This is a genomic window from Marinobacter sp. DSM 26671, assembly GCF_900112835.1.
In the GTDB taxonomy this organism is placed as follows: domain Bacteria; phylum Pseudomonadota; class Gammaproteobacteria; order Pseudomonadales; family Oleiphilaceae; genus Marinobacter; species Marinobacter flavimaris.
The window spans coordinates 127,750-143,495 of sequence record NZ_FONF01000001.1; the positions used below are offsets into that span (position 1 = coordinate 127,750).

Genomic DNA, 15,746 nt, shown 5'->3' on the forward strand with positions numbered 1-15,746 from the left:
CCGCATACGCGGACAAGCCTCTGACGGCACTTGTATAAAGCAGTGCCGTCAGGGATTTTCCCTTCCCGAACCACCCACAATCCCTGGCTCCATTTCCAGGGTGACACCAAACCGGTCAACGACTGACTGACGAACTTCTCTGGCAAGCTCCAGTATGTCGGCACCTGTGCCGCCCGAGTGGTTAATCAGCACCAGCGCCTGTCGGTTATGCACGCCCACCCGGGCATTCCGGAAGCCTTTCCAGCCACTTTGATCGATCAGCCACGCCGCTGCCAGTTTGACCCCCTGCTCCTGAGGATAAGCCACAATATCCGGGTGCCGCTCGCTGAGTGCCTCGAACGTTACTCCGTCAACCACCGGGTTCTTGAAGAAACTTCCGGCGTTCGGAATCATATCCGGGTCCGGCAACTTTCGTCGGCGAATGGCCATTATGGCCTCTGCCACATGCAAAGGGTCGAGGGCGGTTTCCGCTGTATCACCGAGGTACTCCCGGAGATCCCGATATCCGAGCACCAGAGGACGTGAGCGGGACAGGCCCAAACGGATTTCGGTGATCACATAGCGACCCGGCGTCTGTTTGAACAGGCTGTCGCGGTAGGAAAAACGGCACTGGGCGTTCTTGAGAACAACCAGCTCACCCGAATTGCGATCCAGTGCGGTGACGGATTCCAGGCAATCGCCGAGCTCAACACCATAGGCACCAATATTCTGGACGGGCGCCGCGCCGGCCGTGCCCGGGATAAGCGCCAGATTCTCGATACCGCGATAACCGGCCCGGGCAGCATACAGGACCGCCTCATGCCAGTTTTCACCCGCACCAAGCACCAGGGTCGCCCTGTGGTCCTCAATGTGCTCCCAACGGCGGCCACGAATCGCCAGACGCACCACCAGCCCCGCGAAGTCACCCGCGAACACCAGGTTACTGCCGCCCCCCAGAATCAGGACTTCCTGATCCTCCGATGAGGCCCAGTCCAGAGACCTGACCAACTCATCTGAGGTGTGAACTTCGACATAAAAACGGGCTTTGGCCGGCACGTGCAGGGTATTCAGCGCCTCCAGCTCTATGTTTTCCCGAATTTCCGGCTGCTGACTCAAGCCAGGCGCCCCCGGATGTCCGCCAGCAGGCCCTCGCCGGCTTCCTGGATCAGGTCAAGCACGGTTTCAAAACCTGCGTCACCACCGTAATAGGGATCTGGCACTTCCTGATGGGCCGACTGACCGAACTCCAGAAACAGGGCTGGCCGGGTGCCGCCATTTTGATGCCATACGTCCTTGATGTCCGCCAGGTTCTGGCGATCCATCACCAGCACGTAGTCAAAGGTGTCCAGATCCTCCGGACTGAACTGGCGGGCCCGTAATCCACTGATGTCGATACCCCGGCGCCGGGCAGCCTCCTGGGCGCGGGCGTCAGGAGTCTTGCCAATGTGCCAGTCACCGGTGCCGCAGGAGTCGATGTGAACCTGATCTGCAAGGCCCGCCTGCTCCACCAGTGAGCGAAACACACCTTCAGCACTGGGCGATCGACAGATGTTGCCCAGGCACACGAAAAGAACGTTTACCGGTTCAGCCATTCTCGCTATTCCTCTTCTCCAGCCAGCCTCGGACCCTGTGCAAATCGGCGTCGGTATCAACGCCGCCCGGCGGGTTGACGGCGGCCACATCCACGTGAATACGGGCACCATTATAGAGAGCCCTCAACTGTTCCAGAGATTCGGTTACCTCGGTCGGCGCAGGCGCCCAGCTGACAAACTCGGCCAGGACGGAAGCACGGTAACCATAGATGCCGATATGCCGGAAATATCCGACATTATCCGGCAAGGAGGTGTCCAGCCCCGTCAGAGGTGTGCCCTCCAGCCACTGATCCCTGGCCCACGGGATCGGCGCACGGCTGAAATAATGGGCGATCCCCCTGTGATCGAACACCACCTTGACCACATTGGGATTGAACACGTGCTCCGGATCGTGGATCCGCTCACACAGTGTGGCAATGGCGACTTCAGGATAAAACTCCAGATTGTCGGCCACCTGGTTGATCAGTTCGGGCGGGATCAGGGGCTCGTCACCCTGCACGTTAACGACCCGATGATCCGGCCCGAAACCCAGCACCCGTGCAACCTCCTCAAGACGGTCTGTGCCGCTGGCGTGATTGGGTGATGTCATGACCACTTCTGCACCGAAGCCTTCGCATGCGGTCCGGATCCGATCATCGTCCGTGGCGACAACGACCCTGTCTGCGCGGCTTTCCGCGGCACGCTCACAGACATGCTGGATCATCGGCTTGCCGGCAATGTCTGCCAGAGGCTTGCCCGGAAGGCGGCTGGACGCATAGCGGGCCGGAATCACAACGGTAAAAGACATGTAGTAACCACCTGGCTGACTTGGGTTTAACGCTTGTGCAGACGCTCATCAGTAGAGAGCGTCCGGGCTTCGGTAGCCAACATCACAGGAATCCCCTCGCGGATCGGGAACGCCATGGCGTCCTGGTAACAGACCAGCTCGGTTCTGTCCTCGTTGAGTTTCAGATCGCCCTTACACACCGGACAGGCCAACAGCGCCAACAGTTTTTTATCCATGTTGCTTACTCACTTGATATCAGGAAGTTAACGGCTCGGAACATTGGCGAACCCGGGCCAGAAACGCGTCCCGGAACGGCCCCGGCAATCTGGCCTCAACGTTGAGGCTCCAGGCATTATCGGGTGCAAATTCCCGGCATTTCACCGCGTCTTTTGCGGTCATGACTATCAACTCATCGGTATCACTGTTCAGATCCTCAGGACGGAAACGATGGTGATCCGGAAAGGCCGCTTCGGTAACATCGGCGCCAAGGGTTCTCAGTGTATCGAAAAACCGGGCCGGGTTTCCGATCCCGGCCACAGCCCTCACGGCCTTGCCCCTGAGATCGCCAACGGCTCTCGACTCCCCTGTTTTCAGGTGAACAAGGGTTGCAGGCTCAAGAATCATGGAAAATATCGCAGGGTGGTCAATGCCAACAAAGCTTTCCATGGCCTGCTCTGAAAGCTCTTTGCCATTTACAATAACAAAGTCCACAGAAGCCAGTCGCGAAACCGGCTCCCGAAGCGGGCCAACGGGGATCAAGGCGCCGTTACCGATGCCCCTTTGTCCATCAAATACCGACAGCTCCAGGTCTCTGGGCAACTTGTAGTGTTGAAGGCCGTCGTCACAAATCAGCACATCACCCAGGTTTTTCTCAAGAGCGTAATCGGCGCCCCGTCGGCGGCGCGGATCAACAACAACCGGGCACCCGGTGCTCAGCGCCAGCATGACAGGCTCGTCACCAGCTTCGGAAGGACTGGTCTCCGCCGCAACTTCCAGCGGGTACTGGCCAGCATCACCACCATACCCCCTGCTGAGAATAACCGGCCGCCAGCCATCGGATGCCAGTGCGGAAACCAGCCAGGCAGTGAGCGGCGATTTGCCGGTTCCACCGGCAGTGATGTTGCCAACCACAATGACCGGAACCGGGAGCGACACATCTCTCGCATCCCAGGCGGCCCGACGGCGGGCTTCCGCGATGCTCCGGTACAGCCAAGACAGCGGTGCCAGAAAAGCCAGAGGGCGCTTCCTTCCATACCAGAGACGCTCAACCAGCGAACTCATGGCAGATTGCACCGCGCTCATGACTGCTCGCTGAACTGCATCTGGTGCAATTGAGCGTAAGCGCCGCCAGCGGCAAGGAGTTCGTCGTGGCGGCCGGATTCGGCGATGCGGCCATTGTCCATCACCAGGATTCGGTCCGCTTTCTCGATGGTGGACAGGCGATGCGCAATAACCAGAGTGGTACGGCCCTGCATAACCGTTTCCAACGCTTCCTGGATATGGCGTTCAGATTCCGTATCCAGCGCCGATGTCGCCTCATCAAGGATCAGAATCGGGGCGTTCTTGAGCAGCGCCCGGGCGATGGCGAGCCGCTGTCGCTGCCCACCGGAAAGCATGACCCCGTTGTCACCGATCATGGTATCCAGCCCCTCGGGCATACGGTCAATAAATTCGAGCGCATGAGCCTTGGCGGCGGCCTCGCGGATTTCCTCCGGTGTGCAGTCTCTCAAAGCACCATAGGCGATATTGGCGGCGATGGTGTCGTTGAACAGGACAACGTTCTGGGTTACCAGAGCGATCTGTTTACGCAGGGCCTTGAGGGAGAAATCGCGCAACGAGTGCCCGTCGATTCGGATATCTCCGCCGGTGTACTCATAGAACCTCGGCAACAGGCTCACCAAGGTGGATTTACCGCTGCCGGAACGCCCAACCAGAGCCACACTTTGCCCGGCAGGAATGCTGAGGGATATGCCTTCCAGCACATTGTCCAACTGGTCACGGTACCGAAACGCCACTTCGTCAAACTCGATGTCGCCTTCAACGCGATCCGGCGAATATGTGCCCGGATCCTGCTCCGGCGACTCGTCGATGGTTTCGAACACATCGGAAGCCGCGGCAACGCCCTTCTGGATCTTGGCGTGAACAGAGGTGACCTGGCGGATGGGCTTGGCCATGGTCGTCGCTGCCGTGATGAATGCCACCAGCTGGCCGGTGGTCATCTCACCACGAATTTCCGGCGCCAGCATCATCCAGACGAGCCCGGCAATCGCGATGGCCACCAGCACCTGAATCACCGGAACACTGATCGCCTGAGTCGACGCCATCTTCAGACTTTGCTTGAGGTTTTTGTTATTAACCTCTTGAAAACGCTGGCGTTCGTAATCCTCACCTCCGAACGTACGAACAACCCGGTAGCCGGTAATGGATTCAGAGGCCACGTGGGTAATATCACCCATGGAGCCCTGGATACGTTTGCTGATCTTGCGGAAGCGCTTGCTGGCATAGCTTACAACCGCGGCAATAAGCGGCCCTACCGCCAGGAAAATCAGCGTGAGTTTCCAGTTGGTGTAGAACATGTAACCCAGCAGACCGACGATGGTCAGACCTTCGCGGAGCGTGATAGTCACGGCGTTGGTTGTCGCCTCCGCCACCTGCTCGACGTTAAAGGTAAGCTTCGACACCAGCCGTCCCGCCGCGTTGTCATCGAAATAGCGGGAAGGCAGTGTCATCAGTCGATCAAACACATCGTTACGGAGCGCATTGATGACCTGGCGACCGACATAGCTGATGAAGTACTGGCTCAGGAAGGTGCCCAGCCCACGGAATGCGAACACGCCAACGATAACCAGCGTCAGCATCAGACGATTCTGCTCGGTCGGATTCTCGATCGCCGCGATGACATATTCCATGGCTGCCGCCATGCCCGTCGATGCGGCGGCATAGATGATGTTACCGAGTACCGCCAGAGAGAAGGCCAGCAGAAAGGGCTTCACATAGGCGAGCAGGCGTTTGTAGGTTTCCCAGCTGCCCGCCGGCAGGCCGGCCGCAGGGTCTGGTAAAGGCTCGGGTACCTTCACTGGCTCTCAGCCTCCCGCTCAGTGGTGATACTGAGCTTGGCGAACCCCAGGCGTCCGGCAACGTCCATGGCACGAACCACAAATTCATGGGGTGTGCGGGCGTCAGCGGTAATGATGAACGGAAGCGAGTTATTGCCTTCAGCCAGTTCACGGACACCCCGCTCAAGGGTTTCCCGCCGATTATTGACCAATGTGCGGTCGTTCAGGATGTACTGACCCTCGGCATTGATCACCACGTCGATCTGCTGCACTTCAGATGCCGGCGCAGGCTCTCCACTGGCCTCAGGCAATTCAACCTGCAGATGGCTCTCGCGGGTAAAGGTCGTGGAAACCATAAAGAAAATCAGCAGCAGAAACACCACGTCGATCAGTGGCGTCAGGTCTACCCCGACTTCCTGGCTCCTCTGGCGCTTGAACTTCACGGCGTTCAGGCTCCTTCCACGTCGATTTCGCGGTCTCCGTGCACTACCTCAACCAGCTTGATCGCTTCCTGCTCCATACCGACGACTAGCTCATCCACTCTGCGGATAAAATAACGGTGGCAGATAAGTGCCGGGATGGCGACGCTCAGGCCCGCAGCCGTTGTGATCAGCGCTTCAGAAATACCACCGGCAAGGTTGCCAGCGTTGCCGACCCCGGCCAGCTGGATCTCGGCGAATACCTTGATCATGCCAATGACAGTACCAAGCAGCCCCAGCAGAGGGGTGATCGTCGCAACGGTACCCAGCGGGTTAAGGAAACGCTCCAGATCATGGATGACCTGGCTTGCCTCGTGTTCGATGCTTTCTTTCATAATTTCGCGGCCATGCTTGGCGTTAAGCAGGCCACCGGCAAGAATCCGGCCCAGGGGTGATGACCCCTGCAGGGCTTTCAGTTTCCGGCCATTGAGTTCTTTCTTCTTGATCCAGCGCCATAACTCATTGATGGTCTGGGGGGGCGCGACCCTGGAGGCGCGAAGGGTCCAGAAACGCTCCAGAATGATGGCTAGCGCCAGAATGGAGCAGGCAACAATTGGCACCATCAGAATGCCACCGGCTTTCAACAGCTCGAACACGCTTGGTCTCCCTGATTGTTTGCAAGCCGCGCTACTTTAGCATAGCTACCCGTGGAGGCCACACCTGCAATGTCACGGTATTTTACATTGGTCACGGGCAAGCCCCGAACCACCGATCCAGAACGACGAGCCATGCCGCATTTCCTTTAATACCAGCTTTTTATCGACAACGGTCATCTCGACGCTGCCTGAACATGCTGTGTTCAGCGGCACCGCTCCGACCCCCGCGTAACGTGCGGTTACCGTCGGGTGGGGATGACCGTACCGGTGGCGATAGCCAGCGGTATAGATGACCCGATCTGGTCTCAGCACGCGCACCCAGGATTCGGAAGATGAGGTTTGGCTCCCGTGGTGGGGCGCAACGAGCACGCGAGTCGAAGGGACCTGAACGTCCTCTCGGCCAGCCATATAAGCCAGATACTCTGCCTCCACGGGTTCGGTAATATCTCCCGGCAAGAGCCACTCAGCTCCGGAGTCAGGGTGGTAGATACGCAACACACAGGAAGCGTCGTTGCCCTCTTGAGCGCCCTCACCCTGCCAGAACTCGAGGACCAATCCTCCCAGCCTTTCTTCAGCCTGTTTGCAGGCTTGTACAGGCAGTTCGCCAACCTGCTGTCTGACCGCCGCAGGCTCACCAGCAATGACACGGCCGACACTGACGTTCCGGGAAAGCTCCGAGATGCTACCGGCATGATCGCTGTCGGCGTGGCTGATCACGAGGGTGTCAATTCGCTTGATTCCTTCAGCCGCCATATTGGGCAAAAGCGTGGATTCGACGGCCGAAAACACGTCGGGCACGGCAGGACCGGTATCGTAGACAAGAACCTCGCGCCCGTGTCGGACCAGAACCGAAAGACCCTGCCCAACATCCCATACCCTTACAACTGGCTCTGCAGCGTACGAATTCCGTTCGGAAGAAGGGGCCGGATACACCAGCCACAACACCGCAGAAAGGACCGCCACAAGCCGGAACATGGCGAAAGGCATACACAATACCGCGACGCTCAGCAACGCCCAGCCAAACAGCTCCGGGACACCAGCCCGGATGTCCGGCGCCTGCCACTGCGCAAGCCACATGAGCCATTGCCACAGAACACCGAGGGTTAGATCGAATATTGGCAGGAACAGCTGGGCGGCGCCTGGAACTACGGCGGCAAGCAACCCACCCGCGACAAGCACTGGCATAACCACAAGGGATACCCAGGGAATCGCGACCAGGTTGGCCAACAAACCTGCCAGGGGCTGGCCCTGCCCCAGTATTTCGAGGATTGGCCATAATCCGCCAAAAACCGCGAGCTGGGCCAGGACGAGTCCTCTCAGCCAACCGGTTCCAGCCAGTCGCGACGAGAATACAGTGATCAGGGTGGCAACCGCAGCGAACGAAAGCCAGAATCCCTGGTCCAGGGGCGCGAAAGGGTCCAGCACAAGAACGGCAGCCAACGCGGCCAGGAAAACGTTCCAGACCGGGGCCTGACGACTCATCAGTACCAGCCACCCACCGGCCACAACCATCACCAGAGCCCTCTGGGTTGGAACGGTAAATCCCGCCGCCAGGGCATAAACCAGACAGCAGAGGATAACCGCCAGGAAGGCAAACCAACGCCTTGAGCTATCGCTGACTATTTGTGCCGGAACAGTCAGCAACAGTCGCCGGCACAGAAACCCTGCCCCCAGGGCGATCAGACCCAGGTGCAGGCCCGATATGGCAACCAGGTGAATGGTGCCGGTCGCCTTGAGCACATCCCAGTGCTTCTGTTCCATGTGGCCGCGATGCCCTATGAGTAACGAAGAAACCAGCGGAAAATGACGGGCACCGCCAAATTGCTCGATGGTCCATTGGTGAAGCAAACGATGCAGCTTCCTGTACTGGCAATGGACGAAACACCCGACATCCCGGTCAACCTCCACGCTACGAATGCTGCCCGTGGCCCGGTAGCCCTTGCGAAACAGCCAGTCCTCGTAGCGAAAGCCCGCGGGGTTCAGGGAGCCGTGGGGGCGCTTGAGCACGACTTCCAGCCGCAAACGTTGGCCCGGGAGCCGCTCCATTCCGTGACCGTACCAGGACAACCTGAGCAGGTCCGGCATCCTTGCTTCCTCTCGGGTCGGGATGGGAAGGTTGTGCCACTGGGTGACACAGAAACTGAAACGTAAACTGTTGAAGCTACCGGGCGAAGGAATATCACATACGTATCCCGAGACAGAGAGACGCTCGCGTTCCAGGCTTGCCGGCAGAACCGTTGAAAGCCGGTCACTGGCATGCCACGAGGCCCAGGAGAGTCCGACGATGAGGCCAAGAGCAGATACGAATGCGGAGCTGGCAAAGGTCGGGGAAACGCAGATCCGGCCGAAGGCCAGCAGTGGTATCGCGGCTATCAACCACGTGGGAGGTGGCAGTATCGACAACCAATACAGTAAGATAACGCCACAAGAGAAGGCGATAACGCCCAGCGCTGCGGAACCGGAGTCGCCCGAAGGGCCCACCGGTCTGTTGATACTTCCGGACAATCCTTGTCCTCCTGTATGTCACAAACACCGGCAACATCCGATGAGCCGGTCTACTAACTCCGTCTAAAGGCAGAACTTCCAATGCCAAAGAAGTTCATGAAACGCTATCTGCCCTCACCAGAGAAGGTGCAAGCGATGCAGTCGCTGAGCTTTCTGGGCGATATCCTTCATGAACCGAACCTGTGGCACATCAACCGTCATAGTGTTGCGCGGGCCTTTCTCGTCGGCATCTGGTTCTGCTTTATTCCCATGCCCTTCCAGATGCTCGCGGCGGCCTTTTTTGCCATCTGGTTCAATGCCAACCTGCCGCTTTCAGTAGTCCTGGTATGGATCAGCAACCCTGTAACCATGCCGCCGATGTTCTATTTCAACTACAAGATTGGCGCCTGGGCTCTGGATCGGCCTGTACTCAGTTTTGATTTTGAGCTCTCGTGGTCCTGGATCAGCGAGCGGCTGCTGGATATCGGCATTCCCCTCTATCTCGGGTCCCTGGTGGTCGCAACGGTCTCCGCTTGCGTGGCCTACCTGATTATCCAGTATCTGTGGCGCCGGAAAATTCGCTCTGACTGGCAGGTGCGACGCACCGCACGACTCAGACGCCGTCGTGAGGCTGATCAGGCTTCCTGAATCAGGCGACCCTGCTCAAGCCGCATAACACGCCCCAGGCTTCTGGCCATTTTCATGTCATGGGTGACCATGACAAAGGCAATACCCAGCTGATCCCTCAATGACTCGATCAGCGCCTGCACCCCTTCTCCAGTATGTTCATCCAGGTTGCCCGTCGGTTCGTCCATCAGAACACAGTCCGGTTCGTTGACCAGTGCCCGGGCAATGGCCACCCTCTGGCGTTCGCCACCGGACAGCTCACCGGGTTTGTGATCCAGCCGCTCGGCAAGCCCAACCCGCTGCAGCAGGCTGGCTGCCTTTTCCCTCGACCTTGATACCGCCATACCGCCCAACGCACACGGCATCATCACGTTTTCCAGAGCGGTGAACTCCGGCAACAGGTGATGGAACTGATAGACAAACCCGAGATGGGCATTCCGGAACCGGGCACGCCGTCCCTCAGAAAGCCGGTGAATGTCTTCGCCACAAATGGAAATCTGGCCGGAAGACGGCTTGTCGAGCCCGCCCAACAAGTTGAGCAACGTGGTTTTTCCGGCACCACTGCTGCCCACTATGGCAACCGTCTCCCCCTGTGCGACTTCGAGCGAGATATCCGAAAAAATGGTGAGCTTGCCGAGACCTTCGTTATAGGTCCGGGTCACCTGACGGCAGTCTATTACCAGGGCAGAGTGTGCCATTGCGGATTGTTCCTTACTCATAACGAAGCGCCTCCGCCGGATCCACCCTGGAAGCCCGCCAGGCCGGATAAATCGTTGCCAACAGACTCATGGCGAGGCCGGCGCCACTGATGATAAACACGTCCTGCCATTGCAGCTGGGAAGGCAGATAGCTGATGAAGTAAACGTCCGCGCTCAGGAACTGGTGGCCAAGCGCTCCCTCCAGCCAGGAAATAAAGGCACTGATGTTGAGCGCTCCGAAAACGCCCAACGCCGTGCCAACAATGGTTCCGAAGATACCGATGACCGCCCCCTGAACAATAAAGATCCGCATGATGCGTCCCGGTGTTGCCCCCATGGTCCTGAGGATGGCGATGTCACCGGTTTTGTCGGTAACCACCATCACCAGCGTGGACACGATATTGAATGCAGCGACAGCCACGATAAACATCAGCAGCAGGCCGATCATGGTTTTCTCCATGCGGATGGCCTGGAACAGGTTACCGTGGGTTCGGGTCCAGTCGGATACGTAATACCGGCCGCCCAGCGACTCAGCAGCCTGCTGCGACACCTTGGGAGCCGCAAAAAGGTCATCCACCAGCAGGCGAATACCCTCGGCTTTGCCCCCGGTCCGCATGAGCTTGGCGGCATCATCCATGTGAATCAGGGTGTAATTGCCATCCAGTTCTGCCCCGACACTGAAGATGCCTTTGACCGTGAACCTTTTGAGCCTGGGCAGGACCCCGGCCGGCGTAACCGAGGCTTCCGGCAGGACCACGGTTACCTTGTCACCGATCTGAAGACGCAGGCTGGCCGCCATCAACCGACCGATGATGATGCCGAATTCGCCAGAAACCAGATCGTTGAGACTGCCTTCGACCATGTGGTTTTCAATGATAGAAACCGTGCGCTCCTCTTCCGGGAGAATGCCGTTAAGCACGACCCCGCGAACATTTCCACCGCCGGTAACCATACCCTGCCCCTGTATGAAAGGCGCAGCAGCCAGCACGCGGGGGTGCTGCTGCACCTTCGCGTCGATTGATTGCCAGTCGTCAAGCGGCCCGGCGCCTTGAATGTTAGCGTGGGGCACCATCCCGAGAATTCTCTGCTTGAGCTCCCGATCGAAACCGTTCATGACCGAGAGCACGATGATCAGAACCGCAACTCCCAGCATCAGCCCGATCATGGAGGTCAGGGAAATAAAGGAAATGAAGTGATTGCGGCGTTTGGCGGCCGTGTAACGCAAGCCAATATAGAGTGATAAGGGTCTGAACATTGAGAGGTGCCTGTTGCTACCTTCCGGTCTGTCGTGGTCTGGTTTTCCCGGGTACCTTCCAGCACGACGGGAAACTGCTAAACTGTTCTGTACCAAATAAAAATTCAGCCTTCCGGAGCCGCGATGCAGTCGTCCGACATCCCCAACCAACCGGTGGACTATTCACCCGAACGGCGGGACTTTTTCCGCATTGAAGACCGGATCGGCCTGGAGATCCGCAAGCTGGCGCCTGGCACCGCAATGGAAGAAGATGCCTTCGACGGCGACCATCTTGAGAGCCTGAAAGCTGAATTCAGGCGGCTGGATCAGGACGTTAAATCCCAGCTTGCCAGCCTTGCCGAAAAAGACCGGCTGCTTACCGGACTGATCAAATCCCTGAACGGCAAGCTGGACACGCTTGCGCGCATTATGGCCTTTGAGCAAAATCCGTTGCAACCTGAGGACTGGCAGGAAGTAACCCTGAGCGAGGGTGGGCTGTCGTTCTCGAGCAGCACCCCTGCCTGGCAGCCGGGAGACCGGCTCGCTGTTCGAATGACCCTCCCACCCGAACTTTTCCAGCCCCGCGCAGTTGCCCGAGTTATTGAGGTACACCCCGATTCGTCAGGCGGAGCAAGGGTCCACACCGAATTCGCCCGGATTGAGGACAGCGATCGCCAGCAAATCGCACGACATGTGATGCGGTGGCAGATTCGACAGCGTCAAAAGGAGTAGACTGGGGAAAAACGAGTGACTTTTGCTAATCTTTTTCGGATATTACGCTTTATCCATGTCCTCCCGAGGACATCAGTTTTCATGGAGACCCATCAATGAGAAAGCAAACTACCCTGTTCGGCGCACTGGCAGTGACTGCCACACTGGCCCTTTTCCCGATGATGTCCGCGGTAGCTGAAGAAGTCCGCGTGCCAGTTGGCACCCAGGCCGATCGCGACCAGGCCAGCTTCCCCGGCTCTGGCATGAGCCAGTCATCAGTGCGCGCTTCCTGGGGTGCACCCGTGGAAATTGAAGGTCCCGTGGGCCAGCCACCGATTACTCAGTGGCACTATCAGGGCTTTATCGTGTATTTCGAAGGCGACCGGGTTATCCATACCGTTCTCAAGCCGAATCCCTGAAGGCCCGAGGGGCCTTTCCAGGCTGGAAATTCCCTTCCCATGTCCTGACGTTCAACCAATCGTTGGTTAGAATGGCGTCTTTTATGATTCAAGGTGACGTAGTGACAACCAAACGAGTGTTGCCCGCAGAGTGGGCGCCCCAGAGTGCCGTCATGCTGACCTGGCCCCACCCGGGAACCGACTGGGCAGGCCTGATCGACGAAGTTGAACCGGTGTTCCTCGACATCGCGAAAGCCGTACTCCCACACGAACACCTTGTCATCGGTTGCGAACACGTAGTCCGCCTGCAGGAGCTAGAACGGGACCTCAATCGGTACGCCGAGGACAATGGCTTTCCGGGACGCGTGAGATCGGTTCCGGCACCGGCGAATGACACCTGGGCCCGCGACCATGGACCCATCACCATTCTCACCGATGAAGGGCCGACACTGCTGGATTTCAGGTTCAACGCCTGGGGCGGAAAGTTCCCCTGGGAAAAGGACGATGCGTTAAATAGTCACCTTTTCAATGCTGGCGTCTTCGGCACAACCAGGATGCAGCAGGTCGGGTTTGTGCTGGAAGGGGGTTCATTTGAATCGGATGGTCAGGGCACCCTGCTGACCACATCCGAGTGCCTGCTGACGCCCACCCGAAACCCGGCCATGGATCGCACGGCGATTGAACAGCTGCTTTCCGAGTTGCTGGGAATCCGGCGGATTCTCTGGCTCAACCACGGCTATCTTGCCGGGGATGACACCGACAGCCACATCGATACCCTCGCCCGATTTTGCGCCCCGGATCACATCTGCTACGTGACTTGCCCAGATGTGGCGGATGAACACTACAGCGCGTTGGCAGCCATGGAGGAGGAACTTCAGGAGTTCCGCCAGGCCGACGGCGGCCCCTACAAGCTGACGCCTCTGCCCTGGCCCGATGCCATCCATGATGAGGACGGTGAGCGTCTTCCGGCCACCTATGCCAACTTCCTGATCATCAACGAGGCGGTTTTGCTTCCCGTTTACGGCGTTGATCAGGATCAGGACGCCATCGCTGTCATGAAAGAGATCTTTCCGACACGAGAAATAGTGCCGATCAATTGCCGGCCCTTGATTCGTCAGCATGGCAGCCTTCACTGTGTGACCATGCAAATTCCCGCCGGAGTAGTCAGTTGATGAGCAGTGAGTTGCGCAAAAGCCAAATCAATGTTGCCGCCATCCAGCAGGCCTGTAGCAGCGACAAGGCCGCCAGCCTCGCCACTACCGAGAAACTGGTTCGTGAGGCCGTAGCCAGTGGCGCCAACCTGGTGATCCTCCAGGAACTTCACGCCACCTTATATTTCTGCCAGACCGAGGAAACGTCTGTTTTCGAGCTGGCAGAGCCGATTCCCGGCCCTACCAGCAAGCGCCTGTCTGACCTGGCCCGGGAACTGGGTATTGTGCTGGTTGGATCCATTTTCGAACGTCGTATGAACGGCGTGTACCACAACACGGCGGTTGTATTTGAGAAAGACGGCTCCCTGGCAGGGCTGTACCGGAAAATGCACATTCCGGACGACCCGGGGTTCTATGAAAAATTCTACTTCACGCCCGGTGATGCCCAGTTCAACGATGGCCGCAGCGGTTTCACGCCTATCGATACGTCTGTCGGCAGGCTCGGCGTGCTGGTGTGCTGGGACCAGTGGTACCCCGAGGCCGCAAGGCTGATGGCCCTGGCTGGCGCCGAGATCCTGATCTACCCCACTGCGATCGGCTGGGATGTAACGGATGACCCCTATGAACAGGCGCGTCAACTGGACGCCTGGGTCACCGTGCAAAGGGGCCATGCCGTTGCCAACAACCTGCCAGTCGTGGCTCCGAACCGGGTAGGCACCGAACCCGACCCCTCCGGGCACAGCGACGGCATCCGTTTCTGGGGCAACAGTTTTATCTGTGGCCCGCAGGGTGAGTTGCTGGCCCGGGGCGATGACAGCTCCGAATGCATCCTTGCCGTCACCCTGGATCGCAACCGCAGTGAATCGGTTCGCCGTATCTGGCCGTATTTGAGAGATCGCCGAATAGACGCCTACGGCGACATCCTCAAACGCGTAAGGGACTGAGCCCCGAATGAAAAAACTGGTCGATACCGTAGTCAGCGAACTGAACCAGATACTCCTGGGCAAAGACCAACAGGTACGCCTTGCCCTCTGCGGGCTTCTGGCCCGGGGGCACCTGCTGATCGAAGATATCCCCGGCATGGGCAAAACCACTCTTTCTCATGCCCTGGCCAAGGTGATGGGGCTGACGTACCAGCGCATCCAGTTCACCAACGACCTGCTTCCGGCGGATGTGCTGGGTTACTCCATGTACGACAAACAGGCCGGCAGCCTGGTATTCCACCCCGGCCCGATCTTTGCCCAGGTGGTGTTGGCTGATGAAATCAACCGGGCATCACCGCGAACGCAGAGCGCTCTGCTCGAAGCCATGGAAGAACGGCAAGTGTCCATCGAGGGCGAGACCCGGCCACTGCCCCATCCGTTCTTCGTGATTGCCACGCAGAATCCCATTGAGCAGGGCGGCACCTATCCCCTGCCCGAGTCCCAACTGGACCGGTTCCTTATGCGTCTTCGCCTCGGCTATCCGGACCCACGGGCCGAGCGGGAGCTGCTGGAGGGCGAAGACCGTCGTGCCATGACCGAAAAGCTGCCGACCCTGCTCTCCCAGGCCGACCTGAAAACCCTGCAGGAAGGCGTCACCCGGATAACCGCCAGCCCGGCTCTTCTGGATTACGTGCAACGGTTGCTGGAACAGAGCCGGAGAATGCCCGGCCTTCTCTACGGGCTTTCGCCCCGGGCGGGATTGGGACTGGTGCGGGCCGCCAAGGCGTGGGCTCTGATGGAGGGGCGTCATCACGTGCTGCCTGACGACATCCAGGCCGTGTTCCCTGCAGTGGCGGCCCACCGTCTCGAACAGGGCGAGTCCGGCAAAAGCGCGGAAAGGGTTCGTCAGCTGTTGGCAACTGTTTCTGTGCTTGAGTAAATAGCAAGGTTTTATAAGCGGAATTGGCCAAAACGAATGGCAGACCGCGCCTTTCATGTTAGCCTTTGCTCCTTTCCCCGAAGCGTCTGGCCCTGAAACCGGGGCCCGGCAA

17 protein-coding genes are annotated in these 15,746 nt (G+C 58.6%); 6 read left to right on the plus strand and 11 right to left on the minus strand.

Features of this window, described 5'->3' with window-relative positions:
- Nucleotides 1-48: 48 nt before the first annotated feature.
- From murB to BM035_RS00570, 9 genes are all read right to left on the minus strand, one after another.
- A complete protein-coding gene (gene murB / locus BM035_RS00530) occupies nucleotides 49-1,095 on the minus strand; it encodes a UDP-N-acetylmuramate dehydrogenase (protein ID WP_092029782.1) in 1,047 nt (348 codons plus the stop codon).
- Nucleotides 1,092-1,571: a low molecular weight protein-tyrosine-phosphatase gene (locus BM035_RS00535; RefSeq protein WP_008169166.1), complete on the minus strand. Its 480-nt coding sequence runs from the start codon at nucleotides 1,569-1,571 to the stop codon at nucleotides 1,092-1,094. The genes murB and BM035_RS00535 overlap by 4 nt, the downstream gene beginning before the upstream one ends.
- Nucleotides 1,564-2,358, minus strand: a complete 795-nt coding sequence (gene kdsB, locus BM035_RS00540; protein ID WP_092029784.1) for a 3-deoxy-manno-octulosonate cytidylyltransferase — start codon at nucleotides 2,356-2,358, stop codon at nucleotides 1,564-1,566. The genes BM035_RS00535 and kdsB overlap by 8 nt, the downstream gene beginning before the upstream one ends.
- A 26-nt stretch (nucleotides 2,359-2,384) precedes the next feature.
- Nucleotides 2,385-2,573: a Trm112 family protein gene (locus BM035_RS00545; protein ID WP_008169170.1), complete on the minus strand. Its 189-nt coding sequence runs from the start codon at nucleotides 2,571-2,573 to the stop codon at nucleotides 2,385-2,387.
- 19 nt (nucleotides 2,574-2,592) lie between these two features.
- Nucleotides 2,593-3,639 carry a tetraacyldisaccharide 4'-kinase gene (gene lpxK, locus BM035_RS00550; RefSeq protein WP_092029785.1) on the minus strand — a complete coding sequence of 349 codons (1,047 nt, stop codon included), beginning with the start codon at nucleotides 3,637-3,639 and terminating at the stop codon, nucleotides 2,593-2,595.
- Entirely contained in the window at nucleotides 3,636-5,414 is a 1,779-nt protein-coding gene (msbA, locus tag BM035_RS00555; RefSeq protein WP_092029787.1) for a lipid A export permease/ATP-binding protein MsbA, read from the minus strand. The genes lpxK and msbA overlap by 4 nt, the downstream gene beginning before the upstream one ends.
- Nucleotides 5,411-5,836 carry an ExbD/TolR family protein gene (locus tag BM035_RS00560; RefSeq protein ID WP_014577411.1) on the minus strand — a complete coding sequence of 142 codons (426 nt, stop codon included), beginning with the start codon at nucleotides 5,834-5,836 and terminating at the stop codon, nucleotides 5,411-5,413. The genes msbA and BM035_RS00560 overlap by 4 nt, the downstream gene beginning before the upstream one ends.
- A 5-nt stretch (nucleotides 5,837-5,841) precedes the next feature.
- Nucleotides 5,842-6,468, minus strand: coding sequence for a MotA/TolQ/ExbB proton channel family protein (locus BM035_RS00565; RefSeq protein WP_008169179.1), 627 nt, complete (start codon nucleotides 6,466-6,468; stop codon nucleotides 5,842-5,844).
- 72 nt (nucleotides 6,469-6,540) lie between these two features.
- Nucleotides 6,541-8,973: a DNA internalization-related competence protein ComEC/Rec2 gene (locus tag BM035_RS00570; RefSeq protein ID WP_254775326.1), complete on the minus strand. Its 2,433-nt coding sequence runs from the start codon at nucleotides 8,971-8,973 to the stop codon at nucleotides 6,541-6,543.
- Nucleotides 8,974-9,054: 81 nt separating this feature from the next.
- Between BM035_RS00570 and BM035_RS00575 the strand changes: the two genes are divergently transcribed.
- Nucleotides 9,055-9,600 carry a DUF2062 domain-containing protein gene (locus tag BM035_RS00575; protein WP_008169186.1) on the plus strand — a complete coding sequence of 182 codons (546 nt, stop codon included), beginning with the start codon at nucleotides 9,055-9,057 and terminating at the stop codon, nucleotides 9,598-9,600.
- Here BM035_RS00575 and BM035_RS00580 read toward each other — a convergent pair.
- Together BM035_RS00580 and BM035_RS00585 are read right to left on the minus strand one after the other, a co-directional pair.
- Complete coding sequence (locus BM035_RS00580) at nucleotides 9,588-10,277, minus strand: ABC transporter ATP-binding protein (RefSeq protein WP_008169187.1); 690 nt, start codon at nucleotides 10,275-10,277, stop codon at nucleotides 9,588-9,590. The two genes, BM035_RS00575 and BM035_RS00580, sit on opposite strands and share 13 nt — an antisense overlap.
- Before the next feature lie 13 nt (nucleotides 10,278-10,290).
- Nucleotides 10,291-11,532 (minus strand): lipoprotein-releasing ABC transporter permease subunit, encoded by a 1,242-nt coding sequence (locus tag BM035_RS00585; protein WP_092029789.1) that lies wholly within the window; start codon nucleotides 11,530-11,532, stop codon nucleotides 10,291-10,293.
- 123 nt (nucleotides 11,533-11,655) lie between these two features.
- Between BM035_RS00585 and BM035_RS00590 the strand changes: the two genes are divergently transcribed.
- The 5 genes from BM035_RS00590 to BM035_RS00610 all read left to right on the plus strand — a co-directional run bounded on the left by BM035_RS00590 (nucleotide 11,656) and on the right by BM035_RS00610 (nucleotide 15,634).
- Nucleotides 11,656-12,243, plus strand: coding sequence for a PilZ domain-containing protein (locus BM035_RS00590; RefSeq protein ID WP_014577415.1), 588 nt, complete (start codon nucleotides 11,656-11,658; stop codon nucleotides 12,241-12,243).
- 95 nt (nucleotides 12,244-12,338) lie between these two features.
- On the plus strand, nucleotides 12,339-12,641 hold the full coding sequence (locus BM035_RS00595) for a hypothetical protein (protein WP_053112219.1): 303 nt from the start codon (nucleotides 12,339-12,341) through the stop codon (nucleotides 12,639-12,641).
- A gap of 101 nt (nucleotides 12,642-12,742) precedes the next feature.
- Complete coding sequence (locus tag BM035_RS00600; RefSeq protein ID WP_302848260.1) at nucleotides 12,743-13,792, plus strand: agmatine deiminase family protein; 1,050 nt, start codon at nucleotides 12,743-12,745, stop codon at nucleotides 13,790-13,792.
- On the plus strand, nucleotides 13,792-14,715 hold the full coding sequence (locus tag BM035_RS00605) for a carbon-nitrogen hydrolase (RefSeq protein WP_092029792.1): 924 nt from the start codon (nucleotides 13,792-13,794) through the stop codon (nucleotides 14,713-14,715). Before BM035_RS00600 ends, BM035_RS00605 begins: the two co-directional genes overlap by 1 nt.
- Nucleotides 14,716-14,722: 7 nt before the next feature.
- The gene (locus BM035_RS00610) at nucleotides 14,723-15,634 is read left to right on the plus strand and encodes an AAA family ATPase (RefSeq protein ID WP_014577419.1); all 912 of its coding nucleotides are present in this window, start codon (nucleotides 14,723-14,725) and stop codon (nucleotides 15,632-15,634) included.
- Nucleotides 15,635-15,746: the final 112 nt, after the last annotated feature.